Origin of the sequence: Streptomyces sp. NPDC048734 (assembly GCF_043198675.1) — a bacterium.
Classification (GTDB): domain Bacteria; phylum Actinomycetota; class Actinomycetes; order Streptomycetales; family Streptomycetaceae; genus Streptomyces.
On the sequence record NZ_JBICUZ010000005.1, the window covers coordinates 411,406 to 435,193 of the forward strand.

The window sequence follows — 23,788 nt, forward strand, 5'->3', positions numbered from 1 at the left end:
GGGCGATCAAGGGACACTCAGAGTGATCCAGCTCCTGGCGCCGCGCACCCGGGCGGCAAGGCGAAGGCCCGGTCCCCGTGGGGGGGCCGGGCCTTCGGCGTCGTACGGAGTCGACTCAGTCGAGGTAGTCGCGCAGCACCTGGGAACGCGACGGGTGGCGCAGCTTCGACATCGTCTTGGACTCGATCTGGCGGATGCGCTCGCGCGTCACGCCGTACACCTTGCCGATCTCGTCGAGGGTCTTCGGCTGACCGTCGGTGAGACCGAAACGCATGGAGACCACGCCGGCCTCGCGCTCGGACAGGGTGTCGAGGACGGAGTGCAGCTGCTCCTGGAGGAGCGTGAAGCTGACCGCGTCGGCCGGGACGACGGCCTCGGAGTCCTCGATGAGGTCACCGAACTCGCTGTCGCCGTCCTCGCCCAGCGGGGTGTGCAGCGAGATGGGCTCGCGGCCGTACTTCTGGACCTCGATGACCTTCTCCGGGGTCATGTCGAGTTCCTTGGCCAGCTCCTCCGGGGTGGGCTCGCGCCCCAGGTCCTGGAGCATCTGGCGCTGCACGCGCGCGAGCTTGTTGATGACCTCGACCATGTGCACCGGGATGCGGATGGTGCGGGCCTGGTCGGCCATGGCGCGGGTGATCGCCTGACGGATCCACCAGGTGGCGTACGTGGAGAACTTGTAGCCCTTGGTGTAGTCGAACTTCTCGACCGCGCGGATCAGACCGAGGTTGCCCTCCTGGATGAGGTCCAGGAAAAGCATGCCGCGGCCGGTGTAGCGCTTGGCTAGGGAGACCACCAGACGGAGGTTCGCCTCCAGGAGGTGATTCTTGGCGCGGCGGCCGTCCTCGGCGATGATCTCCAGCTCGCGCTTGAGCTTGGGGGCGAGCTTGTCGGCGTTGGCCAGCTTGTCCTCGGCGAACAGACCGGCCTCGATGCGCTTGGCGAGCTCGACCTCCTGCTCGGCGTTGAGGAGCGGGACCTTGCCGATCTGCTTGAGGTAGTCCTTGACCGGGTCGGCGGTGGCGCCGGCGGCGGCGACCTGCTGGGCCGGCGCGTCGTCCTCGTCCTCGTCGGAGAGGACGAATCCGGCGCTCTCGGTGCCCTCGGGCTCGTCGCCCGTCTTGGGGGTCTCCTCGAGGACCTCGTCCTCGACCAGCTCGGCGTCGTCCTTCTTGCCGGCGGTCTTCTTCGCCGCCGTCTTCTTGGCGGGGGCGGCCTTCTTCGCCGTCGCCTTCTTGGCGACGGCCTTCTTGGCAGCCGCCCTCTTCTCGGCGGCGGCCTCGTCCGTGGAGTCGTCCACAGCGGGGGCGGCCGGAGCGGCGGGGGAGGTGGCGGTGGCCTTTCTGGTGGTCACCGTCTTCGCCGCGACCGTCTTGGTGGCGGTGCGCTTGGCCGGACTCTTCGCTGCGACGCTCTTTCGGGTGCGCTTGGGCTCCGCGGCACTGACCATCAGCGTCACACCCTCTTCCTCGAGGATCTGGTTGAGGCTGCGCAGTACGTTCTTCCACTGAGTGGCCGGAATCTGGTCAGCTTCGAAGGCCCGACGCACATCGTCGCCGGCGATCTGCCCCTCAGCCTTTCCCCGCTCAATGAGCGCCATGACAGAGACGGACTCGGCGATCTCCGGCGGGAGCGTACGGGATGTGCTGGCCGACACGAACAACCTCTCGGAACGTTGGAAAACGGCTTCCGGCCCCGTCCACGACGGACAGGAGCCGACCACCGGCCTTGGGGGTGGACCGACGGTGCGGGCGGGGGCCGGGAAGTTGCACAGCGCCTTCTATGGCGTCCGTATTCCTTCCGCGGCAGTCACCTCTTAGGTCATCGCGTTGCTTCCATGAGCGTTACGCCCAATCTTCGTGGCCCGAGTCACACCCCGTAAGCACTCAAAGGCTGTCAGACGCGGGCAGATAAGGTCACCCGCAGTGTCTACCCACACCGTTGCGAGTCAATCGGGCTCGACGCGCGGTCGGACCCCGCAGACCCGAGGTGGGTCCTGCGGGGTCCGACGGGAGGGCGGAGAGGCAGGGGAGGCGAGGAGGCGGAACACGACGCAGGAGGAGGAAGAGGAGCGGGCGCCCCCGACCGCACCGACCGCGGTGTGCGGTCAGTGCTCGCGGGGCGCCGGGACGGCCCGCTCCACCTCGGGGTGGACGGTGAGCAGCTGCCGCATGGCCGCTTCGGCGCCGGCACCGTCACCCGCGGCGAGGGCGTCGGCGATCCTGCCGTGGTGGCCCAGCGAAGCCTCGGTCGGCCGCTCACAGCCCGTGACCGGACCGCCGGAGACCTGAAGCGCGGAGGACACGATGCCGGAGAGGTGCTCCAGCATGCGGTTGCCCGCGACCTGGATGAGCAACGAGTGGAACTCGGCGTCGGCCCGGGAATAGGTGAGCGCGTCACCCTGCCCCATGGCGTGCCCCATGATCTCGACCATGTCCGACAGGCGCTGCTGGACGTCCTCGCGCCCGTGCCCGGCCGCGAGACGGGCGGCGAGCGGCTCGATCGTCCAGCGCAGCTCACTCAGCTCGCGCCGCTGGTTGTCGCGCTGCGGACCGAAGGCCCGCCACTCGATGATGTCCGGGTCGAGGAGATTCCAGTCGCTCACGGGACGCACGCGCGTGCCGACGTTCGGCCGGGCGCTGACGAGTCCCTTGGCCTCCAGGACCCGGAGCGACTCGCGGACGACGGTGCGGGAGACCTCGAAGCGCTGGCCGATCTCCTCCGGCACGAGCGGACGGTCCGCACCCAGATCGCCGGAAACGATCATCTGGCCGAGCTGCTGGACGAGTTGGCCGTGCAGCCCGCGTCCGCGGCTGCCCGCGCCACGTCGGCCCACACGGCCCAGCTCGGGATCCGCACCCTCCCAGACGGGGGCGCCGACGCGGTCGGCGGCGGAGCCCTCCCCGAAGGGGTAGCGGTCGAGTTCGCCCGGGCCGGCCAGACCGGAGTCGGTGGAGCGGGCGGCGGTCATCATGGTGCGCGCAAGGGTACTCACGGATCCTTTGTCGGCGCCGTCTCCAACTCCCTTGAGGTCTTTGGTGAAAAGCACACGAAAGGGTGATCGCTCACCCCGTCGCAATTGACGCCTTATCGGAAAGAAATGGGCGTTCTGCGGGGAGTTGCGCACAATCCGTTCCCGGGCGGGAACGGACGGTCGTCATCGGGCACGACTGCGCATGGTTGTGAGCAGATACGCGCAGAGCAGACCGCTCAGCGACAACGCCAAGGCCCCGCCAACGGGTTGGGCGACCACGCGCAACGCGGCTGCCACATAGCGGTCTCCGCCGAAGGGCCACGGCGAGAGCAGCACCTCACGCAGCCGCACCGGGAATCCGGCGGCGGCCCGCACAGATGCGCTCTCCACGGCCTTCTGTACGAGCGGCACGACGGCCACCGGGACGGCGACCACCGCCGCGAGTCCGGCCGTGGTGGACCGGAAGACGCCCGCGGCCAGCACGCCGGCCCAGGCGCAGCCGACCGTGAGCGCGAGCCAACTCGCGCTCAGCTGCAACCAGTCGGCGGGAACCTGCGTGAACTCCCGTCCATGGACGAGATAGAGCACTTCGGCGTCGCAGCCCGCGGTGAGGAAGGCGAGCATCAGTGCGGTGAGGGCGGAGACGAGGAGCTTGGCGGTGAGCAGGCCCAGCCTGCGCGGCACGCTCCCGCGATCCGCCGCGAGGGCGGGGTGGCGGAACTCGTCTCCGAAGGCGAGCGCGCCGAGCAGGCCCGCGCCGAGCGCCGCCGGGGGCAGCGGCATTTGCACGGGCCAGGCGGCCAGCAGTCGCGCCTGCGAGGTGTGCCCGATACGGGCCAGGACGAGCGAGGTGAGGGCGGAGACGAGCAGGACGACGGCACCGGTGAGGAAGCCTGTGCTGATACCCGCGGCACGGCGCAGTTCGTAGCGGAGAGGGCGCAGCGGGCTGGGGGCGGAACGGACGGCGATGGGGGGCGGCAGAGCGGGCAGGGCGCCCTCGAGAGTGCGAGAGGTGCCCGAGGAGCTCCTGACCGGGGCGAGGGCGGGTCGAGCGGCGGCTGCCGCGGAGTCGTCGGGGACGCCTGCCGGCGGGGCCTGCTGTGCGGGGGGCGCCGTCGCGGCTGCGGCGGCCGGTCCCGGTCCGACGCCTCCCGGCGCGACCGATTCCCCGGCCGGCCTCACCGCTGCCTCTGCGGCGCCCCGTCCCGATCCCACGGCTCCCGGCGCGACCGCACCCTTGACCGGCGCCTTTGTCGTGTCTGTGGCAGCCGGTCCCGGTGCGGTGGGGGCCGGCCGGGGTCCGGCTCCGGTGGAGAGGGAGGGCGTGTTCGGGGTCGAACGGTCCGGTTCCGGGGAGGGAGCGCCGGCGGCCGCGGTGGACTGCTCCTCGTGGGGCGTGCCGCCGGACGGCCGGTCGTCGCGGGCGTGGGCCGGGCCGGGTTCGCCGTCCCGGCCGCCGGTCCCCTGCCCGGCGTGCGTCGGGTCCGCGTTGCCGCCGTCGGCTCCGGGGCCCATGTCTCCTACCTCGTGCGCGAGTTGGTGGACGAGGATGCGGTGCCGGAACGCGGCCTCCCCGATATCCGCACAGGTGCTGCCGTACACGGAGAGGCGGTTGCCGTCCTCCTGAACGACCTCGACGGAGCGGCGAGCGGTACGGGCCTCCTTGGTGAGCGCAGCCGCCAGGCGTGCGGCGTGCGGGCTGCGGACGGCGACACGGGGCCGTAGCCGGGTGCGGGCGAAGTGTGCGGCCTCCTGGTCTGCGACGAGCCTGCCCTGGTCCAGGGTGACGACCCGGTCGGCCGTGCGGGCGGCCTCCTTGGGGTCGGCCGTGGTCGAGAGCACGGTGCCGCCCTGGGCCGCGTGCGCGCGCAGCAGACCGTGCAGCCAGCGGCTTTCGCGCTCGGAGAGCCCGTCGGCCGGATGGTCGAGCACGAGGGTGTGCGGATCGGCGAGGAGGGCGCAGGCAAGGCCGAGCCGGCGGTCCATGCCGCGGGAGAGGGTGCTCAGGCGTTCGTCGCGCAGGCTGACCAGGCCGACCGCTTCGAGGACTTCGTCGGCCCGTCGGACCGGGACACCGGCGGCCGCGCACAACATGCGCAGATGCCCCCGGACGGTGCGGGCCGGATGCCCCGGCACATCCCCCAGGAGGACGCCGACCTCCCGGGACGGGTGGGCGATGCGGTGCAGAGGACGGCCTCTGAAGTAGGTCAGACCACGGCCCCGTTGGAGTTCGAGCATGAGTCTCAGCGCCGTGGTCTTCCCCGCGCCCGGCGCTCCGAGCAGCACGGTCACGTGTCCCGCGCGCGCCTCGAAGGAAACGTCGTCGAGCGCGAGCGGGAGGCCCTTGCGGGGATTGCTGGTCAGTCCGAAGGCCTGGATCACCCGTAGCAAGATAGCGCGCTATGTCATATTTTGCGGGGTAGCACGGCTGGCCACGGGCTCCTGATCGTCACGGGGCGCCAACCACCCTGCCCGGGAAGGCAATCGATACGGACACCTGATACGGGGAGGCGCGAAGCGAACGCCGAGCGGGCGGTCGACGCCCTGCGGCGGTGACGGCCCGGTCAGCACGTCCGGGTCGGTCGAGGCCCTGGCCCGCCATACATGCCCCGAGCCGGTCGAGGCCCTGTCACGCACGTCCTGGTAGGTGCGCAGGAATCACACCTCGGGACGCAGCATCGGCGGGTTGAGCAGGGTCGCGCCACCGGCGCGGAAGAGCTGCGCGGGGCGGCCGCCCTGGCGGGTGGTGGTGCCGCCCGTGGGGACCAGGAAGCCCGGTGTGCCCGTCACCTTGCGATGGAAGTTCCGTGGGTCGAGCGCCACCCCCCACACCGCTTCGTACACACGGCGCAGCTCGCCGACGGTGAACTCGGTGGGGCAGAACGCGGTCGCCAGCGACGAGTACTCGATCTTGGAGCGGGCCCGCTCGACCCCGTCGGCAAGGATCTGCGCGTGATCGAAGGCGAGGGGCGCCATCGGTTCGCCGTCACGCCCGTAACCGCCCTGCTGCAGCAGTTCCTCGACCGGGGCCCAGCGCGCGTTGCTCGCGTCGCCGCCGGCGCGCGGTGCCGGCAGGTCGGGGGCGAGGGCGAGGTGGGCGACGCTGACCACACGCATCCGGGGGTCGCGCCCGGGATCGCCGTAGGTGGCGAGCTGTTCCAGGTGAGCGCCGTTGTCCTGGTCGGGGGCGGCGGGACCGTGGGAACGCAGTCCGGTCTCCTCGGCCAGTTCGCGTGCCGCGGCCTGGGAAAGGTCCTCGTCGTCCCGCACGAAGCCGCCCGGAAGAGCCCACCATCCCTGGAACGGCGGCTCTCCCCTGCGCACCGCCAGCGCGCACAGGGCATGGCGGCGCACGGTCAGCACGACCAGGTCCACAGTGACGGCGAAGGGCGGAAATGCTGACGGGTCGTAGGGCATGCGGCGATCATAGTCGTCTTCCTGACGATAAACACGCCCTTCGTCCGCCGCATCGACGGCTGAGCCACCGCGGTCCCGCGCGGCCGTCTCCACGCGCCCCGGGGCTGTCGGCCCGCCCGCGTCCCACCGGTTCACGCGCCCAATCGCAGCCCGTCGGCCACCTCCTCGACCATGGCAAGCCCGATTCTGCCGACCCGCGCGGAGAAGGCGGCACCGGAGACCCGCAGACCCGTCAGACGGGCCTCGCCCAGGGGCGCGCCGCACAACGGGCGCAACATCACGGTCCCGGCCGGGACATCGGGCCGGATGCCCGCCACCGTGGTCAGGAGGAGGACCCCGGCGGCGGCCGCAGTGGCAGCGGGGCGGCAGGTGGCCGGGTGGGACAGCAAAGCACTGCCCTCGGTTCGCTGCTCCCCGCCGTACACCTCGGGGAGCCTGTGGCCGAAGGCCTCGGCCGCCGCCAGTACGCCCCGTCGCAGGGCCCCCGCCTCCTTCTCGTACCCCGCCGCCAGCCCCGAGACTCCGGTCGCCGACGGGGGCAGATCGGCGGGGCGACGCGGGGTCGCCCTCTGAACCGGAGCCGGTGGCATCTCACGTCGCGGGGACTGAGGTGCCGGACCGGGCCGCGGGAGCACCGGGCGGCGCTCACCGGTGGCTGAGGGCGGAGTCGGCTGGTGCACGAGGTGACTTCCTCTGCTCTCTGGAGCCTCTTGCGTGGTCGACGGCCTTCTCCGGCAGGACGCGGCGGCACGATCCGGGCGGGCTGTGCCGCCACACAGGGGAACGGAGCCGGGCTCCACCAGGTCACGCCCGCGCGGGCGGCGGCCCACCGAATGGCGCTGGCGCGGCGGACGGTCGGCCGCTCCCCGCGGCTGTCCGGCTGTGGGCGGCCTCTCGGCCGGTCCGGTGCGACGAACGGCCGGGTGCCTCCCGCATCCGTGCTCCGGCTGGGTACCCGCTCACCTCTGCCCGTCGTTCTCGTCGCCGTCGGCGCAGCCGCTCCGCCGTGCGGCGGCCTCGCCGGAGGTGCGGGTGCGCGAGCGCGTGTCGCCCCGGCCGGAAGCGGCGGGGCGCGTCGAGCCGGCCGCACGGGCGCCGAGGGTCTTCGCTCCCCGTTCTCGTGCCGCCCCCGCCGTCGTCCGCGCGAGGGGGCCGGCGACACCGGCGGAACGCGCACGGAGTCGGTGGCGGCCGACGCTCGGTGAGGGGGACCGCTCCGGTCCCGGAGTGGAACCGGTCGCGCTGTCGGCGTCCGATGCCGCACCGGACCGGGTCCCGTCCCGGCCGTCGATCCGGTCGGCACCGCTTTCACGGCCCTCGACGCCGATTCGGGCGGCCTGCGCGCCTGCTCGGGGCTGCGTCCCCCCTTGGGCTTGGGCAGCGGCCAGGCCGTGGCCACGAGTCCCGGACGCGGACCCGGTCCGGGTACCGGCCCCGGTCCCAGTACCGGCTCCGGCCCTCCCCCGACGGTCGGTTCCTCCTCCGGCCTGCTGTTCGCGCACCTCACGCTCGGCACGCAGGCAGCGCCGGACCGATTCGGGGTCCAGACCCTCGTTGCAGGCATGGTGCAGGAGGCGGGCGAAGAGGTAGCTCGGGTCCGCGCCCAGGGCCATGGCGAGGGCCTCCCGGGCCTCGAGTTCGTCACCACTGGACCATGCGACCCAGCCGGCGAGGGTGAGCGGGGCCGCCGCGTGCTCGCCGTAGGGGCCGACGCAGCGGCGGGCCAGCGCTCGCCAGAGCCGCAGGGCGGGGGCCGCTTCGTCACCCTCCATCCACTCGGCGGCGCGGTCACGGGTCGCCCGGTCCTGGAGGCCCAGGATGAGGGCAGCGGCTTCGTCGCAAGCCACGAGCTCGTCGTCCCGGCGGTCCGCGGGAAGGGCGCCTGTCACCGAAAATGCCTCGGAGAACCTGAGAATCACGCGTGCGGCCAGTGCGATGGTCTCCTCCGCGACGGCCGCGCGGCTCGTGTCGTGGATCATCCGGGGAAGCAGGTCCATGCCCGCCGTGTCGAGTGCCAGCTCCTGCTCCACGGCGACACCCGTTTCCAGCGGTAGCAGCCGGGCCCTCAACTCCTTCAGCGTGCCGCGGACCTGGATGCCGGCGTAGGTGGCCGCCGCGGCCAGCACAGATGTGCCCGGCAGGCCCATCGGCGTCCCCTCGACCGGGCAGCAGCCCTCGCCGGAGCAGCAGTACGACCAGAAGCGGCCGCCCGAGATGCACAGCGCCTCGATCACCGGGATGTCGAGCCGACCGCATTCGACACGGAGCGCGTGCGCGAGCGGCTGGAGGCGCTCCCTGACCCGACCGCCCGTCTCGCCCTTCGCAGGTTCCTGGCAGAGGTAGGCGACGATCTGTGCGGGGCGGACTCCCCTGCGTTCACTGCCGGTCACGAGGCCCTGTGCCAGTTGCCGGGCCACCGCGGGCCAGTCCTCCGGGTGGGCCGGGATGCCGAGGCGGGCCCGGCCGCCGAACCTGCCCCGGCCGCCCCGGTCGTGGAGGGCGACGAGGACGATGCTGTCCTCGGGCCGGTACCCGAGCAGGTAGGGCAGGGCGTCGGCCAACTCGGCGGGGGTGCGCAGGGTGACCTGGTGAGAGGTGGGGCCTCCGTCGTGGGCCGCGCGCCCGTCGTACGGGACGTGACCTTCGTAGGCGGCTTCGTGGTCGTACGCGGTCTTGTGGTCGTAGGAGGCCGCACGGCCGCACTCGGTCTCGTGGTCGTACGGGGCCCGGTCCTCGTGCGGCCCGGGGCCGGTACGTCCCTCACGTCCGGTGATGTCGCCGTTTCCGGAGGATCCAGTCGTTTCGCTGTGGTTCGTCATGGGTCGACGATCTCGCGGACTGTGAAATTCCGGTTGAGCCTGTGGATAAGTCTGGCCAGGGACACGTCATCGACACGAGGCCCGGCTGCCCGCCGAGCTCCCCCTCCGCCTGGGCCCGAGCCGTTCGCAGAAGATGCTCAGCCCGCCGCGGCGAGGACCAGCGGAAGAACCGCCTCGCTGCCTGCCCGGCGAAGGAGGCGGGCGGCGACCGCGAGGGTCCAGCCGGAGTCGGTGTAGTCGTCCACGAGCAACACGGGACCTGGAGCGGCCGCCAGGGCGGCGGCCAGCTCATCGGAGACCGTGAAGGCCTCCGAGAGCGCCCTGAGGCGCTGGGCGGAGTTGCTGCGACGGACCGCGTGGGCACCGCCCTGGCCTGTGTAGGTGAGGGCGCCCAGGAAGGGGAGGCGGCCGACGGCCGCGATGCCCTGAGCGAGGGAGCCGACCAGCTGCGGGCGGGCCAGGGACGGGACCGCGACGACGCCCACCGGCCGTGCGGAGGCGTCGGGGACGCCGGCCGCCCAGCCGCCCGGGGAGCGCGCCCAGTCGGCGAGGACGGCCACCGCGGCTTTCAGGGCCTCGTCGGGGACGGGTCCGTCGGGGGCGTTCTCTGCCAGCAGGGGTCGCAAGCGGTTGCCCCAGCCGATGTCCGAGAGGCGACCCAGGGCGCGTCCGGTGGAGCCCTGCTCACGAACGGGGATGCGTCCCTTGAGGTCGATGCCGAGGGCGGCCATGCCCGTCGGCCACATGCGGCGCGGCTCGACCTCCACCCCCGGGCGGTCCAGTTCCTTCGTCGCCCCGGTGAGAGCCTCGGCCGAGACCGAGGAAGCGATCCAGGCACCGGCGCAGTTGTCGCAACGGCCGCACGGGAGCGCACCCCCGTCGTCCAGCTGCCGGCGCAGGAACTCCATCCGGCATGCGGTCGTGCTCACGTAGTCACGCATGGCCTGCTGCTCGGCGGCCCGTTGCCGGGCCACCCAGGAGTACCGCTCGGTGTCGTACGTCCAGGGCTGCCCCGTGCTCTCCCAGCCGCCCTTGACCCGCTTGACGGCCCCGTCCACGTCGAGGACCTTCAGCATCGTCTCCAGCCGGGTGCGCCGCAGGTCCACCACCGCCTCCAGGGCGGGCACGGACAGCGGCCGTCCCGCGTCGGCGAGGGCCGAGAGGGTCTGGCGCACCTGCGCCTCGGGCGGGAAGGCGGTGTCGGCGAAGTAGCGCCAGATGGCTTCGTCCTCCTTACCGGGCAGCAACAGCACCTCGGCGTGCTCCACGCCTCGGCCCGCGCGGCCCACCTGCTGGTAGTAGGCGATCGGCGAGGAGGGCGAGCCGAGATGGACGACGAACCCCAGATCCGGCTTGTCGAATCCCATGCCCAGCGCGGAGGTGGCCACGAGCGCCTTGACCCTGTTCTCCTGGAGGTCGGTCTCGGCCTGGAGCCGGTCTGCGTTCTCCGTGCGGCCCGTGTACGAGTCCACCGTGTAGCCGCGCTGCCGCAGGAAGGCGGTGGCCTCCTCGGCCGCGGCGACCGTCAGCGCGTAGATGATCCCGGAGCCCGGCAGTTCGTCCAGGTGCTCGGCGAGCCAGGCCAGGCGGTGCGCGGCGTCCGGCAGCCGGACGACTCCGAGCCGGAGGCTTTCCCTCTCCAGCGAACCGCGCAGCACCAGGGCCTCGCCGGCGCCGGTACCGAGCTGTTCGGCCACGTCGGCCGTCACGCGCGCGTTGGCGGTCGCGGTGGTGGCGAGGACCGGCACACCGGGGGCGAGATCGCCGAGCATGGCCCGCAGCCGGCGGTAGTCGGGGCGGAAGTCGTGGCCCCAGTCGGAGATGCAGTGCGCCTCGTCGACCACCAGCAGACCGGTCGTGGCCGCCAGCTTGGGGAGCACCTGATCCCGGAAATCAACGGAGTTGAGGCGTTCCGGACTGACGAGGAGAACGTCGGTCTCGCCGCGCTCGACCTCCTGGTAGATCGCGGCCCACTCCTCCGGATTCGCCGAGTTGATGGTGCGCGCCTGGATGCCCGCCCGCTCCGCGGCCTCGACCTGGTTGCGCATCAGCGCCAGCAGCGGTGAGACGATCACCGTCGGTCCGGAACCGCGCCGACGCAGCAGCGCGGTGGCGACGAAGTACACCGCCGACTTGCCCCAGCCGGTGCGCTGCACCACCAGGGCCCGCCGGCGCTGCTCGACGAGGGCCGCCACCGCCTGCCACTGGTCCTCCCGCAGCCGCGCCCCCGGCACACCCACCAGCTCGGCGAGGACGGCGTCTGCTTCGGTACGGAGCTCCAGGTTGTCCATGCCCCCATGCAACCCGATGGCACTGACAATCGGCCACCTCACGCTGCGTGAACGAGCGTGGCGCCTGCGTGCGCCCGGAACCGAGGGCGGCACCGTGTGCGCCGGCCGACACCGCCTGCGCGTCGGCCGGGGAAGACCCGTGCGCGGGCCGGGAAACGTCACCCCTGGGGCAGATGAACGGACGGTGCACGACCGGTATACGCGTCACCCTGCGTTCATGGGGTAAGGATATAAGACACTCTCCGCCACATAAGGGTCGGTGGCCCCAATTGCTCGTTGCCGCATCCAAGTTCGACAGGAAGAATTGAGTTCCGCTCCCCGCACGGCTCGCCCGTGGTCCGGCAGGGCTCTGCTGCGGTGTGCGTGCCCCCGAATCCGACCCGCCCGCAGGTGTGGGCCGTAGCCGAAGGGAGGCTCGTGACCCTCGGATTCGCTCCGTCGTCGGCATCGCTGTCGACGTCCACGTCCGCCGCTTCCGCCAACCGCTTGCTCGAACCCGCGGAGTGGGCTTCGGCCGGCATTCCGCTGCTGCGCAACCCGCGGGAGGTCGTCAGCGGCCTGCACGCGCGTCATCTGCCGAAGCCGGCCACCGCGATCGTGGCGGTGCTCGATCCGGACGAACGGTTGCTGGCCAGCGCCTCGTTCACACGGCGCCAGGCGCAGGCCGACGGCTGGATGTTCCGCAACGCGCTGCTCGCCCAGCTGCGCCGGGTCATCCCGCACGATCTGCGGCGCCGCACGCCGGTGCGAACCGCCGTGCTGCTCTACTGCCGCGAGGGCGACGCGCGCTGGACGGAGGAGGACGGTGCCTGGATGTGGGGTCTGCGTGACGCCTGCACCTTGCACGGGCTGCGCTGCGGGGCGTACATCACACTGACCCGGGACGGCTGGCAGGTCCTCGGCGAGGGCCGCGGAGGCCGTCGCCCCCACGCGGGTTCACCGCCGGAGCCCTTCGCGCTGTCCGAGGCGCCGCCGCCGCTGCCGCGGACCGGCGGCGCAGCCTCGGAGGTGCTGCGCCGCGCGGCCGCGCGCTGAGCCCTGCCGACTCCCCTCCGAGTCGGCAGAAACGATCCGCCTTCACCGGACAGCGGTCACGAAGACCCGACTGCGCGGTGCCGCACCGCACGACACTGGGCGTCGGCACCGCGCGTCACGCGCCACGCGTCGGCACGGCACATCACGATGTCGCGCGCGACGCATCATGACGCCCGCGGACGACGCCGCATACCGGCTCGCCCACCGTGCGGGGCCGGAGCCCGCGCGAGCCCGCGGCCACGTGCACGCCGAGGGGCGCACCCGGGCTTCCGGGTCCGCGCCTCCGAAGACCGTCGCGGAGGTGCCGCGAGGCGGCTCCTCCCCCACCCCGGGTGCTCTCCCGGACGGCCGGGAGACGACCTGGAGCGGGCTCAGATGCCCGCGCCGAGCACCGAGTTGATCTGCTGCGGGTCACCGCAGACGATCAGCAGGGCACCGGCCCGGGCGCGGGCCGCCGGAAGGGCGGTGGCGGCAGCGGAACCTTCGTTGACCGCGACGACGACCACGGGTCGCACCGCCGCCCGGTCCAACGCGGAGGCACCGGCGTAGAAGACGTCGTCCCCCGAGTCGTGCTGCGCCCAGTAGGACGCCTCACCGAAGGACAGTTCGTGGGTGGCCCACGGGTGCTGTTCGCCGGTGGTGACCACCAACACCTCACCCGGGGCGCGGCCCGACTCGAGCAGCAGGTCGACGGCCTCCTCGGCGGCGTCCAGCGCACCCGCGGCCGAGGCCGGGATCAGCTGGATCTGAGGAGTCGCCGAAGCGGGTACGGAAGGGGAAACGGCAGGGGCGGCCGGGACCGAAGGCCCGGGCACGGCGGCCACATCGCGCGGCGTGCGCTGCACGGGCGGCGTGGGCCGGACAGGACCAGGCCGACCGGGACGCGACGGAGCCGCGGGACGGGGACCGGGTACGGGTCGAGGGGTCGGCGCGGTGCGGCCACTGGCCGGAGTGGCGCGGGGACCCTGGGCACTCTCGTGAATCTGAGGCTCCTCGGGAATGAGAGGCATGGGCTGATGTCTATCAAACGGTGGTGCGGTTCGCGCCAGCGGGTGGCACATCAGTGCGAGCGGAATCGTCAGAAGTCGAAGCCGAGCTGGCCCTCGATCTCCGGCGCGCTTCCGTTCGCCCAGCTGCGGGCCTTCTTGAGGTGCCGCCACTGGGGCAGCGCATCAAGATACGCCCACGACAACCGGTGGTACGGGGTGGGTCCCCGCTCCTCCAGTGCGGCCTTGTGGACGGGCGACGGATACCCGGCGTTGTCCGCAAAACCGAAGTCTGCATGGTCGATACCCAGTTCGGCCATCATTTTGTCGCGCTGCACCTTGGCGAGGACCGAGGCCGCCGCGACGGCCACGCACGACTGATCGCCTTTGATCACCGTGCGGACCCTCCAGGGGGCGCCGAGGTAGTCGTGCTTGCCGTCGAGGATCACCGCCTCGGGGCGCACCGGCAGGGCGTCCAGGGCGCGCACCGCGGCGAGCCGCAGGGCGGCGGTCATCCCCAGGTCGTCGATCTCCTCCGGAGAGGCGTGCCCGAGGGCATACGAGGTCACCCACTTCTCCAGTTCCACGGCAAGCTCGTTGCGACGCTTGACGGACAGGAGCTTGGAGTCGGTGAGGCCGACGGGGGGCCGGCGCAGTCCGGTGACCGCCGCGCAGACGGTGACGGGACCGGCCCACGCACCGCGCCCCACTTCGTCGACACCGGCGATGATCTTGGCTCCGGTCGTGGCGCGGAGGGAGCGCTCGACGGTGTGAGTGGGTGGTTCGTACGGCATGGCGGCCTTAGCCTACGCCGCCCGGTTCCCCTTGTGACACCCCGGTCGACAGGAGCCCGCGCGCGATCACCGAAGGACTCGCCGACGGCTCGTTCAACCCGCGTCCGGCCGCAGCAGCGGCAGCATCAACTTGGTCGGTCATCTCCTCGATCTCCCGATCACTCCCTTTACTGTCGCACATCTTGGAACGGCACATCATCATGACCGCGGCGGTGTCCGGCGCACAGCCGTTCGCCGCGCCGGAACGCACCTCTCCTCTTTCGTTCCCACGCCTGACGACCTCACGCAGAAGCTGAACGGCCGGCTCGACGAACCCCTCGATGGTCAGGGCGTGGAAGCGCTCCGCTCGATTCGGATCGCACTCGTGAATGATCGAGCGCGTTGCGGAAACCGGCTGGGAGCACATGGCGTCGCGCGCCCTGCGGGCCAGGGCCGACAAGTCCTCGCGCACGCTCCCCGGATCGGGCGCCGCGTCCGGTCCCGGCAGCCCGGCACGCAGGGCGTCGGCGACGAGGTACCCCTCGGACGGCCGACGGCGGTACACGGCCGCCTTGCCGGTCCGGGCGTCGACTGCCGCCCCTTCCCTCGTGAGGCCGTTCCACCCGACCGTGCCCAGTTGATCCAGAGCGGCGTCGAGGATCGCGCGTTCGAGCACGACGCCGGGCCGGCGGGAGGAGTGCCGCCCGAGCGGGAGCGGCCGTGCAGCGTGAAGCAACCATCTGTAGGCCCCCGGGCGAGCGCAGTGAGCCGGGAGGGGCGATACGGGGAGCGGGGCCGTTCACAGGGGAGAGACCGGAGAGCGGTTGGGGGGGAGGAGATGACGGCACTCCGAGCGTCGCGGTGCGGGACACGCCGACGGAACGCATCGCGCGTGAACGCTTGCGTTCACCAAGGCACCCGTGGAGGACCCCGGCGTCGACGCACCCGTGCACAATGGCGGACACCGTCACGACCGCCCCCACCGCGAACCTCACGGTCACCCCGCCTCCATCCAGCCGCTCGACCGTCTCCCCGCTTCCGGGCTCACCGATCGCGGAGCGGATGTCCGGATAACGCGCGAACGGTCACACAGGGTTCCCGCCGAACACACAGCGTTCACCCGGGTGAAAAGCGGGTGGAGACAGAAACCGCCCAGTGGTGGGAGCAGCGGCGCTCAGGACGCGGAGGGGACCCAGGCCGGCAGCGCCTCCACCTGCTCCGCCCAGGTGGCAGGAGGCGTCCCGGCCTTTCCGGAGGCGATGACGCCGCCGACGATGGCGCAGGTCGTGTCCACGTCCCCACCGGCCTGAGCGGTGGTCCAGAAGGCCTCCTCGTAGTCGCCGAGGGAGCGGGCGGCGGACCAGAGCGCGAACGGCACGGTGTCGTGGGCCGTCGTACGCCGGCCGCAGCCCAGCACCGCCGCGACGGTGCCGGCGTCGTCGTAGTCGAGCATGTCCCGGGCACGGCGCAGCCCCGCCGTCACGGCGCTTCTGGGGATGAGGCCGATGACGCCTTCCAGGAGGGCGTCGGCGCCGGGCGGACCTCCCGGCGCACCGGCCAGCGCGGCCGCCGCGGCGACGGCCATGGCGCCGACCACGGCCTCCCGGTGCTGGTGCGTGGGGTAGGCGGAGATCTCGGCCTGGTGGGTGGCCTGCTCGGGATCGTCGGCGTACCAGGCGCCCAGGGGGGCGATCCGCATGGCGGCGCCGTTGCCCCAGGAGCCCTGGCCGTTGAACAGGGCCGCTGCGAGTTCGCGCCAGTCGCCGCCTTCCCGGACCAGTCTCAGCAGCCGGTTGACGGCGGGGCCGTAACCGCGGTCGAAGTCGTGGTGCGCGGCGAAGGAGTGGGCCAGGGCGTCCTGGTCGATGCGCTGGTGGGCGGCCAGGACGGCGACGACGGAGCAGGCCATCTCGGTGTCGTCCGTCCACTGCCAGGGTCCCGGCGGCAGTGCGCGGTGCTTCAGCAGCGGGTAATGGGCCGGCACGAAGAACTGTGAGCCCAGCGCGTCCCCCACCGCGAGTCCGCGCAGCGCTGCCAGGGCACGCCCCAGGCGTACCTCGGAGGAGGAGTCAACGGTCATCGCTCTGCCACTCTCCAGTGATCCCGTACGGCTCCGGAACTCGCCACCGGTCGAACGGCCGGTCGAGGGCGTACTTGCCGTCGTCCCCGAGAACGAGCATCCGCATCTCGGCGTTCCCGGGATTCGACAGGGACTCGAATTCGGCGACCGTCCAGTGGAACCAGCGCATGCAGAACAACCGCATGGCCAGGCCGTGCGTCACGATCAGCACGTTCGGCGGGTGGTCGGGTGCCTCGAAACTGCGGAACAGGCTCTCCAGGAAGCCGCCGACCCGGTCGTACACGTCCGCCCCGCTCTCGCCCTGGGCGAAGCGGTAGAAGAAGTGCCCGTAGGCGTCGCGGTAGGCCTTCTGGAGGCGGACGTCGTCGCGGTCCTGCCAGTTCCCCCAGTCCTGCTCCCGCAGCCGGGGCTCCTCCCGCACGCGTATGAGGTCGGGGTCGAGGTGGAAGGCGCGGAGGGTCTCATGGGTGCGTCGGTAGGGCGAGACGTACACGCTGACCTGTTCGTCGCCGAACACCTCCCGCAGTCTCCTGCCCGTCTCCTCAGCCTGGTGCCGGCCCCGCTCGGTCAGGGCCAGCGCGTGGTCGGGTTCACGCTCGTAGACGGTGTCATCAACATTGCCCGTTGACTCCCCGTGCCGGACAAGGACGATGCGCCGTGGTCTTGCCATGCGGAAACACTAGATCGAGTGGCGGCCGATCGAGCACTCGTACGGCCTCCATACGGCGTAGGTCACACGAATTCCCGCACCCGGGAGGCGCGTCGGCGCGCGCGGTCCGGGAATCCGGATCTCACACCGTCCAGGTGGGCTCCAGCTCCACGATGTCGCCGGTCATGGCCGAGACGTCCGCCTCGGTCTGCGCGCGCAGGGCGAGCCGTTCCACTCGCTCGGTGCGGTACTTGCCGTGCTCGGCCTGCGAGCGCCACATCGACAGGACCAGGAACTCGTGTCCCGGCGCCTCCGCGAACAGCCCGCGGACCATGCCGGGTGATCCCGCCATGGCCGGGTTCCACACCTTCTCCTGCATCAGGGTGAAGTGTTCGGCGCGTTCCTCGTGGACCCGGCACAGGGCCACCCGGACCAGGTCGGAGTCGGTGAAGCGGGGCTCGAAGCCCGTCTTCACGTCGAAGCGGTAGTCGAACAGGCGGACCTGGGCGTCCTTGAAGGTGCCCGCCTGGGCGGTCGCGAGCCGGTCGTGGGAGCGCGCCATGAAGGAGTCGTAGAAGGCCCGGCTCTCCCAGAAGGCGAAGACATGCGCGACCGAGGGCCGTGTCCTGCTCCAGCCCCCGCCCTGCCCCCGAAATCCCGGCTCCCCCGGAAGCCCCGCCCACTTCCGCTGCCCCCGCTCGAACCCGCGACGGTCCACCACGGTGCAGCGAATCCACTTGACCAGCACCGCGCCATGGTACGGCCGACGGGGTGGCGTCGCTCACTCCTGGGCACCAGGTACCCGTGCGGGCTGCCACGCGCGCGTGGCAGGATGGACAACCGGCCCTGATGAGCGGCCAGTTCGGCGCGACAGCAGACGGGGACGAGGAGGGGAAGACCGGTGAACGGCCTCAACAAGGGGATCCGCAAGGTCGAGATGTCGCTGAGGTGGGACCCTAGTCCGGCGGGTGAGCCGCACACCGACCTGGACATAGTGGCCGGCACCTACCTCGCGGACGACCCGGGGGGCGAGCCCGCCTACGTGGTGCACTTCGACAGCCGCTCCCCCGACGGCACCATCACGCTCCACCGCGACAGCACGGACGGCAGGGGCTTCGGCTGGGACGAGGTCATGACACTCGAACTCGACCGGCTGGACGCCCGGTACGCGCGCGTGGTGGTCGGCGTCCTCATCCAGCAGCGCCCCGAGGAACGGACCTTCGTCAGCGTGCGCAATCCGGCCTTCCGGATACGCGAGGGGTACACCGTGCTGGCCGAGGACGACTTCGGCGGCGTGCTCGGCGCGACGGCGGCCACGGTCGCGGAGTTCGTGCGCGACCCGGTCGACGGCTGGTCGCTCCACGACGGCGTGCAGGGCTACGAGGACGACCCGGCGGCCTTCACCAGGATCATGGGCCGACTGCGCCGGTCCTGAACGCCGGTGGGACACGGGGTGAGCGGGTGGAGCCGGGGCCCGGCTCCACCCGCTCACCCCGTCTCGGCCGAGGTCCCCGGGAGGCCCGCGGCTCCGGTTCCCGCACCATCGAACGCCGAGAGCGGTGGGGCCGGAAACCGGCTCCACCGCTCTCGCCAGGTCATTCACCCCGGGCAGGCCCTACCGCCCGGGGTGGCCCGGGGTCAGCTGCAACCGCTGGTCGAGCCGCAGCCCTCGCAGATGTAGCAGGAACCGGCGCGCTGCATCTTCGTGCCGCAGGAGAAGCACAGCGGGGCGTCGGCGTGGATGCCCAGCTGCATCTCCACCAGTTCGGCGCTGGTGTGGGCCTGCTGCGGGGCCGGCTTGGCGGCCTCCGTCTCGGCCTTGGGCGTGGCCACGGCCTTCAGGTCCTGGGCGCGCGGGGCCGACTGGGCCAGGCCCTCGACGTCGACGTCCTCGTCGGACGGCTCGTACGAACCGGTCTCCAGGTGCCGCTGACGCTCCTCGGCGGAGTGGATGCCGAGCGCGGAGCGCGTCTCGAAGGGCAGGAAGTCGAGCGCCAGGCGGCGGAAGATGTAGTCGACGATCGACTGGGCCATCCGCACGTCGGGGTCGTCCGTCATGCCGGCCGGCTCGAAGCGCATGTTGGTGAACTTCGCGACGTACGTCTCCAGCGGCACGCCGTACTGGAGGCCGACGGAGACCGCGATGGAGAAGGCGTCCATCATGCCGGCGAGCGTCGAGCCCTGCTTGGACATCTTCAGGAAGACCTCGCCGAGACCGTCGTCCGGGTAGGAGTTGGCGGTCATGTAGCCCTCGGCGCCACCGACCGTGAACGACGTCGTGATGCCGGGACGGCCCTTGGGCAGGCGCTTGCGGACCGGGCGGTACTCGACCACCTTCTCGACCGCGGTGCGGATGGCGTCCTCGGCCTTCTCGGTGATCTCGGCCTTCTCCTGCTCCTTGGTGTCCTTCGTCTTCGCGGAGAGGGGCTGGCCGACCTTGCAGTTGTCGCGGTAGATCGCGAGCGCCTTGACGCCGAGCTTCCAGGCCTCGAAGTAGATCTCCTCGACCTCCTCGACGGTCGCCGTCTCCGGCATGTTGACCGTCTTGGAGATGGCACCGGAGATCCACGGCTGGATCGCGGCCATCATGCGGACGTGGCCCATCGGGGAGATGGCGCGCTCGCCCATGGCGCAGTCGAACACCTCGTAGTGCTCGTGCTTGAGGCCGGGGGCGTCGATCACATTGCCGTGCTCGGCGATGTGGGCGACGATCGCCTCGATCTGCTCCTCCTGGTAGCCCAGGCGGCGCAGGGCCTGCGGCACGGTGCCGTTGACGATCTGCATCGAGCCGCCGCCGACCAGCTTCTTGAACTTGACCAGGGCGAGGTCGGGCTCGACACCGGTGGTGTCGCAGGACATCGCCAGACCGATGGTGCCGGTCGGGGCGAGCACGGAGGCCTGGGAGTTGCGGAAACCGTTCTTCTCGCCGAGGTTCAGCACGTCCTGCCAGGCCTCGGTGGCGGCGGCCCAGACGGGGCTGTCCAGGTCGTCGATGCCGACGGCCTTCTGGTTGGCGTCGGAGTGCTGCTTCATGACGCGGTTGTGGGCGTCGGCGTTGCGGGCGTAGCCGTCGTAGGGACCGACGACCGCGGCCAGCTCGGAGGAGCGGCGGTAGGCCGTACCCGTCATCAGGGAGGTGATGGCGCCGGCCAGCGAGCGGCCACCGTCCGAGTCGTACGCGTGGCCGGTCGCCATCAGCAGGGCGCCGAGGTTGGCGTAGCCGATGCCGAGCTGGCGGAACGCGCGCGTGTTCTCGCCGATCTTCTGGGTCGGGAAGTCCGCGAAGCAGATGGAGATGTCCATCGCGGTGATGACCAGCTCGACGACCTTCTGGAAGCGGTCGGCCTCGAAGGACTGGCTGCCCTGGCCGTCGTCCTTCAGGAACTTCATCAGGTTCAGCGAGGCGAGGTTGCAGGACGTGTTGTCCAGGTGCATGTACTCGCTGCACGGGTTCGACGCGGTGATCCGGCCGGACTCGGGGCAGGTGTGCCAGGTGTTGATGGTGTCGTCGTACTGGATGCCCGGGTCGGCGCACGCCCAGGCGGCTTCGGCGATCTTGCGGAAGAGCGACTTGGCGTCGACCTCCTCGATCACGTCACCGGTCATCCGCGCGCGCAGGCCGAACTTGCCGCCCTGCTCGACGGCCTTCATGAACTCGTCGTTGACACGGACGGAGTTGTTGGCGTTCTGGTACTGGACGGACGTGATGTCGTCGCCGCCCAGGTCCATGTCGTAGCCCGCGTCGCGCAGGACGCGGATCTTCTCCTCCTCCTTGACCTTGGTCTCGATGAAGTCCTCGATGTCGGGGTGATCCACGTCGAGGACGACCATCTTGGCGGCGCGGCGGGTGGCACCACCGGACTTGATGGTGCCGGCGGAGGCGTCGGCGCCGCGCATGAAGGAGACCGGGCCGGAGGCGTTGCCGCCGGAGGAGAGCAGTTCCTTGGAGGAACGGATGCGGGAGAGGTTCAGGCCGGCACCGGAGCCGCCCTTGAAGATCATGCCCTCTTCCTTGTACCAGTCGAGGATCGACTCCATGGAGTCGTCGACGGACAGGATGAAGCAGGCCGAGACCTGCTGGGGCTGGGGCGTGCCGACGTTGAACCAGACGGGGCTGTTGAAGCTGAAGATCTGGTGCAGGAGGGCGTACGCCAGCTCATGCTCGAAGATCTCCGCCTCGGCGGGCGACGTGAAGTACTTGTGGTCCTCGCCGGCCTTCCGGTAGGTCTTCACGATGCGGTCGATCAGCTGCTTGAGGCTGACCTCGCGCTGCGGGGTGCCGACGGCACCCCGGAAGTACTTGCTGGTGACGATGTTGACCGCGTTCACCGACCAGAAGTCGGGGAACTCGACGCCACGCTGCTCGAAGTTGACCGAGCCGTCGCGCCAGTTGGTCATGACGACGTCACGGCGCTCCCAGGCCACCTCGTCATACGGGTGCACGCCGGGGGTCGTGTGGATGCGCTCGATACGCAGGCCCTTGGTCGCCTTGGCGCCCTTGGCTCGGGAACCCCGCGCCGGACCGCTCGCCGTCTCTGTCATGCCGCCTCCCTGTACGGGCGAAAACGCCCTGAAATGCCACGCTGTTCCCGTGACACGGTGTTCTGTCTTGTGCTGCGGGCACCACCATTCGCCACGCCCGCAGCAGGTCTCGTCCGCCGCCGCCCGGTCCGGTCCGGACCCTGCGTTCCGGTTCCGGCCCGCGGTCAGTCGGCGGAGTGGGCGGGCTCGGGAACCTGCACGGTCCCTCCGCGCCCGCCGTCGTCCTCCCGGCCCCCCGCGACAGCGTCTGCCGCGCCCTCGCGGCCGTCGTCGTCCGCGTCGGGGTGCCGCGCCTGCCTGAGTTCCGCGATCGCGGCCTCGAAGTCGTCGAGCGAGTCGAACGCCCGGTAGACGGAGGCGAACCGCAGATAGGCGACGAGGTCCAGCTCCTGCAACGGGCCGAGTATGGCCAGTCCCACGTCGTGGGTGGTCAGCTCGGCGCTTCCGGTGGCCCGCACGGCTTCCTCGACCCGCTGACCGAGCTGGGCGAGCGCGTCCTCCGTGACGGGCCGTCCCTGGCAGGCCTTGCGCACGCCGTTGATGACCTTGGTGCGGCTGAAGGGCTCGGTGACCCCGGACCGCTTGACCACCATGAGCGAGCACGTCTCCACGGTCGTGAAACGACGGGAGCAGTCAGGGCACTGGCGGCGCCTGCGGATCGACGTGCCGTCGTCGGTCGTACGACTGTCGACGACACGGCTGTCGGGGTGCCTGCAGAAGGGGCAGTGCATGATCCATCCCTCCTCACAGCAGTCTCCATGGCCTCGCGGGCCTCACGGGCCCCTCGAAGCAGCCCCCAGCATAGGTGATTCCGGAGGGTGCGAAGTCCCGGGGGAAACACAACTTGTGGGCTGCCGGGGACATCCAACCACTAGATGTAGGGCTTGGCTTATTCACCCAGGCCGTGTCGCGTGTCGCGCCGACGCCCCTCACAGGACGCGTTCCGGCGGTCACGGCGAGCACACGGAACCGGCCGTGCGCGGTCCGCCGCACACGTGCGTCTACGGCCGCGCCCTCGTGCGCGTACGGCCGGTGCGGTCGCCCGCGCACGGCCGAGCCGCCCGGGCCGCGCACGGGTGTGCCGTGAGCGCCAGGAGGAGGAGAGGTGGGACTCTCGCGCAGAGCCGGGCCCGGCTCCAGGACCGCCGGGGTACGGGTGGCAGACTGGGGCCGCCCCTCACAAGGCGATCGGCTCCGGCGGCGAAGAGTACAACAAGCACCTCTCACGTCAGGCGGGCAGCGCGTCAGCTATACACCCCGACACGTGATCAAGTCAGGCTATTCACGCTTTTTCACTCGAACGTGTGTTTGGCGCAACCTTTCGAAAGCAACTACCGTTGTTCAGCAGGGAGACAACCGAGAGGGGCCGACGTGACCACCACCGCAGACAGTGCCACCATCACTGCCCAGGACCGCTCCCAGGGCCGACTCGAGCCGGTGCACGCGATGAACGAACCCATGAATCCGGAGGGGCACAAGCGCTCCCTGCCGGGCCGACCTCCAGGCATCCGGGCGGACAGCTCGGGGCTCACCGACCGTCAGCGGCGGGTGATCGAGGTCATCCGGGATTCCGTGCAGCGGCGCGGATACCCGCCGTCGATGCGGGAGATCGGCCAGGCGGTCGGCCTGTCCAGCACCTCCTCGGTCGCACACCAGCTGATGGCACTGGAGCGCAAGGGCTTCCTGCGCCGTGACCCTCACCGTCCCCGCGCGTACGAGGTACGCGGCTCCGACCAGGCCACGGCGGTGCAGCCCACGGACACCGCCGGCAAGCCCGCCGCGTCCTACGTCCCGTTGGTCGGCCGGATCGCCGCCGGTGGCCCGATCCTCGCCGAGGAGTCGGTGGAGGACGTCTTCCCCCTCCCCCGGCAGCTCGTCGGCGACGGCGAGCTGTTCGTGCTCAAGGTCGTCGGTGACTCGATGATCGAAGCCGCGATCTGCGACGGCGACTGGGTCACCGTCCGCCGCCAGCCGGTCGCGGAGAACGGCGACATCGTGGCCGCCATGCTGGAGGGTGAGGCCACCGTGAAGCGCTTCAAGCGCGAGGACGGCCATGTGTGGCTGCTCCCGCACAACGCGGCGTACGAGCCGATCCCCGGCGACGACGCGACCATCCTCGGCAAGGTGGTGGCCGTTCTGCGCCGCGTCTGAGCGCGGCGGCGGACGAGCCTCCTCGACCGCCCCGCCCCCTGACTGGGTCCCGGGATCCCTGCGCCGGTTCC

Annotated in this window: 17 protein-coding genes and 1 pseudogene; 3 read left to right on the plus strand and 15 right to left on the minus strand. The window is 71.4% G+C overall.

Annotated elements, in window-relative coordinates:
* Positions 1-115: 115 nt before the first annotated feature.
* The 7 genes from ACGFQC_RS16750 to ACGFQC_RS16780 all read right to left on the minus strand — a co-directional run bounded on the left by ACGFQC_RS16750 (position 116) and on the right by ACGFQC_RS16780 (position 11,501).
* The gene (locus ACGFQC_RS16750) at positions 116-1,657 is read right to left on the minus strand and encodes an RNA polymerase sigma factor (RefSeq protein ID WP_363091911.1); all 1,542 of its coding nucleotides are present in this window, start codon (positions 1,655-1,657) and stop codon (positions 116-118) included.
* Between the two features lie 450 nt (positions 1,658-2,107).
* Positions 2,108-2,995 carry an FCD domain-containing protein gene (locus ACGFQC_RS16755; RefSeq protein ID WP_363091912.1) on the minus strand — a complete coding sequence of 296 codons (888 nt, stop codon included), beginning with the start codon at positions 2,993-2,995 and terminating at the stop codon, positions 2,108-2,110.
* A gap of 162 nt (positions 2,996-3,157) precedes the next feature.
* A complete protein-coding gene (locus tag ACGFQC_RS16760; protein ID WP_363091913.1) occupies positions 3,158-5,356 on the minus strand; it encodes an ATP-binding cassette domain-containing protein in 2,199 nt (732 codons plus the stop codon).
* Positions 5,357-5,632: 276 nt separating this feature from the next.
* Positions 5,633-6,391, minus strand: coding sequence for an NUDIX hydrolase (locus ACGFQC_RS16765; protein ID WP_363091914.1), 759 nt, complete (start codon positions 6,389-6,391; stop codon positions 5,633-5,635).
* 131 nt (positions 6,392-6,522) lie between these two features.
* Entirely contained in the window at positions 6,523-6,981 is a 459-nt protein-coding gene (locus tag ACGFQC_RS16770) for a hypothetical protein (protein ID WP_393288293.1), read from the minus strand.
* Positions 6,982-7,350: 369 nt separating this feature from the next.
* Entirely contained in the window at positions 7,351-9,210 is a 1,860-nt protein-coding gene (locus tag ACGFQC_RS16775) for a DUF4192 family protein (RefSeq protein ID WP_363091915.1), read from the minus strand.
* Between the two features lie 137 nt (positions 9,211-9,347).
* Positions 9,348-11,501: a RecQ family ATP-dependent DNA helicase gene (locus ACGFQC_RS16780; RefSeq protein ID WP_363091916.1), complete on the minus strand. Its 2,154-nt coding sequence runs from the start codon at positions 11,499-11,501 to the stop codon at positions 9,348-9,350.
* 417 nt (positions 11,502-11,918) lie between these two features.
* Between ACGFQC_RS16780 and ACGFQC_RS16785 the strand changes: the two genes are divergently transcribed.
* A complete protein-coding gene (locus ACGFQC_RS16785) occupies positions 11,919-12,536 on the plus strand; it encodes a hypothetical protein (RefSeq protein ID WP_363091917.1) in 618 nt (205 codons plus the stop codon).
* A 371-nt stretch (positions 12,537-12,907) separates the two neighbouring features.
* Here ACGFQC_RS16785 and ACGFQC_RS16790 read toward each other — a convergent pair whose 3' ends face one another.
* The 6 genes and pseudogenes from ACGFQC_RS16790 to ACGFQC_RS16815 all read right to left on the minus strand — a co-directional run bounded on the left by ACGFQC_RS16790 (position 12,908) and on the right by ACGFQC_RS16815 (position 17,772).
* Complete coding sequence (locus ACGFQC_RS16790; RefSeq protein ID WP_363091918.1) at positions 12,908-13,546, minus strand: hypothetical protein; 639 nt, start codon at positions 13,544-13,546, stop codon at positions 12,908-12,910.
* A 68-nt stretch (positions 13,547-13,614) separates the two neighbouring features.
* Positions 13,615-14,316, minus strand: coding sequence for a ribonuclease HII (locus ACGFQC_RS16795; RefSeq protein WP_363091919.1), 702 nt, complete (start codon positions 14,314-14,316; stop codon positions 13,615-13,617).
* A 93-nt stretch (positions 14,317-14,409) separates the two neighbouring features.
* Positions 14,410-15,035, minus strand: a pseudogene (locus tag ACGFQC_RS16800) (TetR-like C-terminal domain-containing protein).
* Between the two features lie 434 nt (positions 15,036-15,469).
* A complete protein-coding gene (locus tag ACGFQC_RS16805) occupies positions 15,470-16,375 on the minus strand; it encodes an ADP-ribosylglycohydrolase family protein (protein WP_363091920.1) in 906 nt (301 codons plus the stop codon).
* Positions 16,365-17,045: a histidine phosphatase family protein gene (locus tag ACGFQC_RS16810; protein WP_363091921.1), complete on the minus strand. Its 681-nt coding sequence runs from the start codon at positions 17,043-17,045 to the stop codon at positions 16,365-16,367. Before ACGFQC_RS16810 ends, ACGFQC_RS16805 begins: the two co-directional genes overlap by 11 nt.
* A gap of 121 nt (positions 17,046-17,166) precedes the next feature.
* Positions 17,167-17,772, minus strand: coding sequence for a YdbC family protein (locus ACGFQC_RS16815; RefSeq protein WP_363091922.1), 606 nt, complete (start codon positions 17,770-17,772; stop codon positions 17,167-17,169).
* Between the two features lie 153 nt (positions 17,773-17,925).
* On the opposite strand from ACGFQC_RS16815, the gene ACGFQC_RS16820 reads away from it, so the two are divergent.
* Positions 17,926-18,459 (plus strand): TerD family protein, encoded by a 534-nt coding sequence (locus ACGFQC_RS16820; protein WP_363091923.1) that lies wholly within the window; start codon positions 17,926-17,928, stop codon positions 18,457-18,459.
* Positions 18,460-18,662: 203 nt separating this feature from the next.
* Here ACGFQC_RS16820 and ACGFQC_RS16825 read toward each other — a convergent pair whose 3' ends face one another.
* Both ACGFQC_RS16825 and nrdR read right to left on the minus strand, forming a co-directional pair.
* Positions 18,663-21,566 (minus strand): vitamin B12-dependent ribonucleotide reductase, encoded by a 2,904-nt coding sequence (locus ACGFQC_RS16825; RefSeq protein WP_363091924.1) that lies wholly within the window; start codon positions 21,564-21,566, stop codon positions 18,663-18,665.
* A 164-nt stretch (positions 21,567-21,730) separates the two neighbouring features.
* Positions 21,731-22,297: a transcriptional regulator NrdR gene (gene nrdR, locus ACGFQC_RS16830; protein WP_363091925.1), complete on the minus strand. Its 567-nt coding sequence runs from the start codon at positions 22,295-22,297 to the stop codon at positions 21,731-21,733.
* A gap of 640 nt (positions 22,298-22,937) precedes the next feature.
* On the opposite strand from nrdR, the gene lexA reads away from it, so the two are divergent.
* Complete coding sequence (lexA, locus tag ACGFQC_RS16835) at positions 22,938-23,717, plus strand: transcriptional repressor LexA (protein WP_363091926.1); 780 nt, start codon at positions 22,938-22,940, stop codon at positions 23,715-23,717.
* The last annotated feature ends 71 nt before the right edge of the window (positions 23,718-23,788 follow it).

Bases quoted from the DNA above. Each gene is read 5' to 3' on its own strand.
- ACGFQC_RS16825 (WP_363091924.1), bottom strand. From the start codon at position 21,566: ATGACAGAGACGGCGAGCGGTCCGGCGCGGGGTTCCCGAGCCAAGGGC.
- nrdR (WP_363091925.1), bottom strand. From the start codon at position 22,297: ATGCACTGCCCCTTCTGCAGGCACCCCGACAGCCGTGTCGTCGACAGT.
- ACGFQC_RS16780 (WP_363091916.1), bottom strand. From the start codon at position 11,501: ATGGACAACCTGGAGCTCCGTACCGAAGCAGACGCCGTCCTCGCCGAG.
- ACGFQC_RS16790 (WP_363091918.1), bottom strand. From the start codon at position 13,546: ATGCCTCTCATTCCCGAGGAGCCTCAGATTCACGAGAGTGCCCAGGGT.
- ACGFQC_RS16770 (WP_393288293.1), bottom strand. From the start codon at position 6,981: ATGCCACCGGCTCCGGTTCAGAGGGCGACCCCGCGTCGCCCCGCCGAT.
- ACGFQC_RS16775 (WP_363091915.1), bottom strand. From the start codon at position 9,210: ATGACGAACCACAGCGAAACGACTGGATCCTCCGGAAACGGCGACATC.
- ACGFQC_RS16805 (WP_363091920.1), bottom strand. From the start codon at position 16,375: ATGACCGTTGACTCCTCCTCCGAGGTACGCCTGGGGCGTGCCCTGGCA.
- ACGFQC_RS16795 (WP_363091919.1), bottom strand. From the start codon at position 14,316: ATGCCGTACGAACCACCCACTCACACCGTCGAGCGCTCCCTCCGCGCC.
- ACGFQC_RS16810 (WP_363091921.1), bottom strand. From the start codon at position 17,045: ATGGCAAGACCACGGCGCATCGTCCTTGTCCGGCACGGGGAGTCAACG.
- ACGFQC_RS16765 (WP_363091914.1), bottom strand. From the start codon at position 6,391: ATGCCCTACGACCCGTCAGCATTTCCGCCCTTCGCCGTCACTGTGGAC.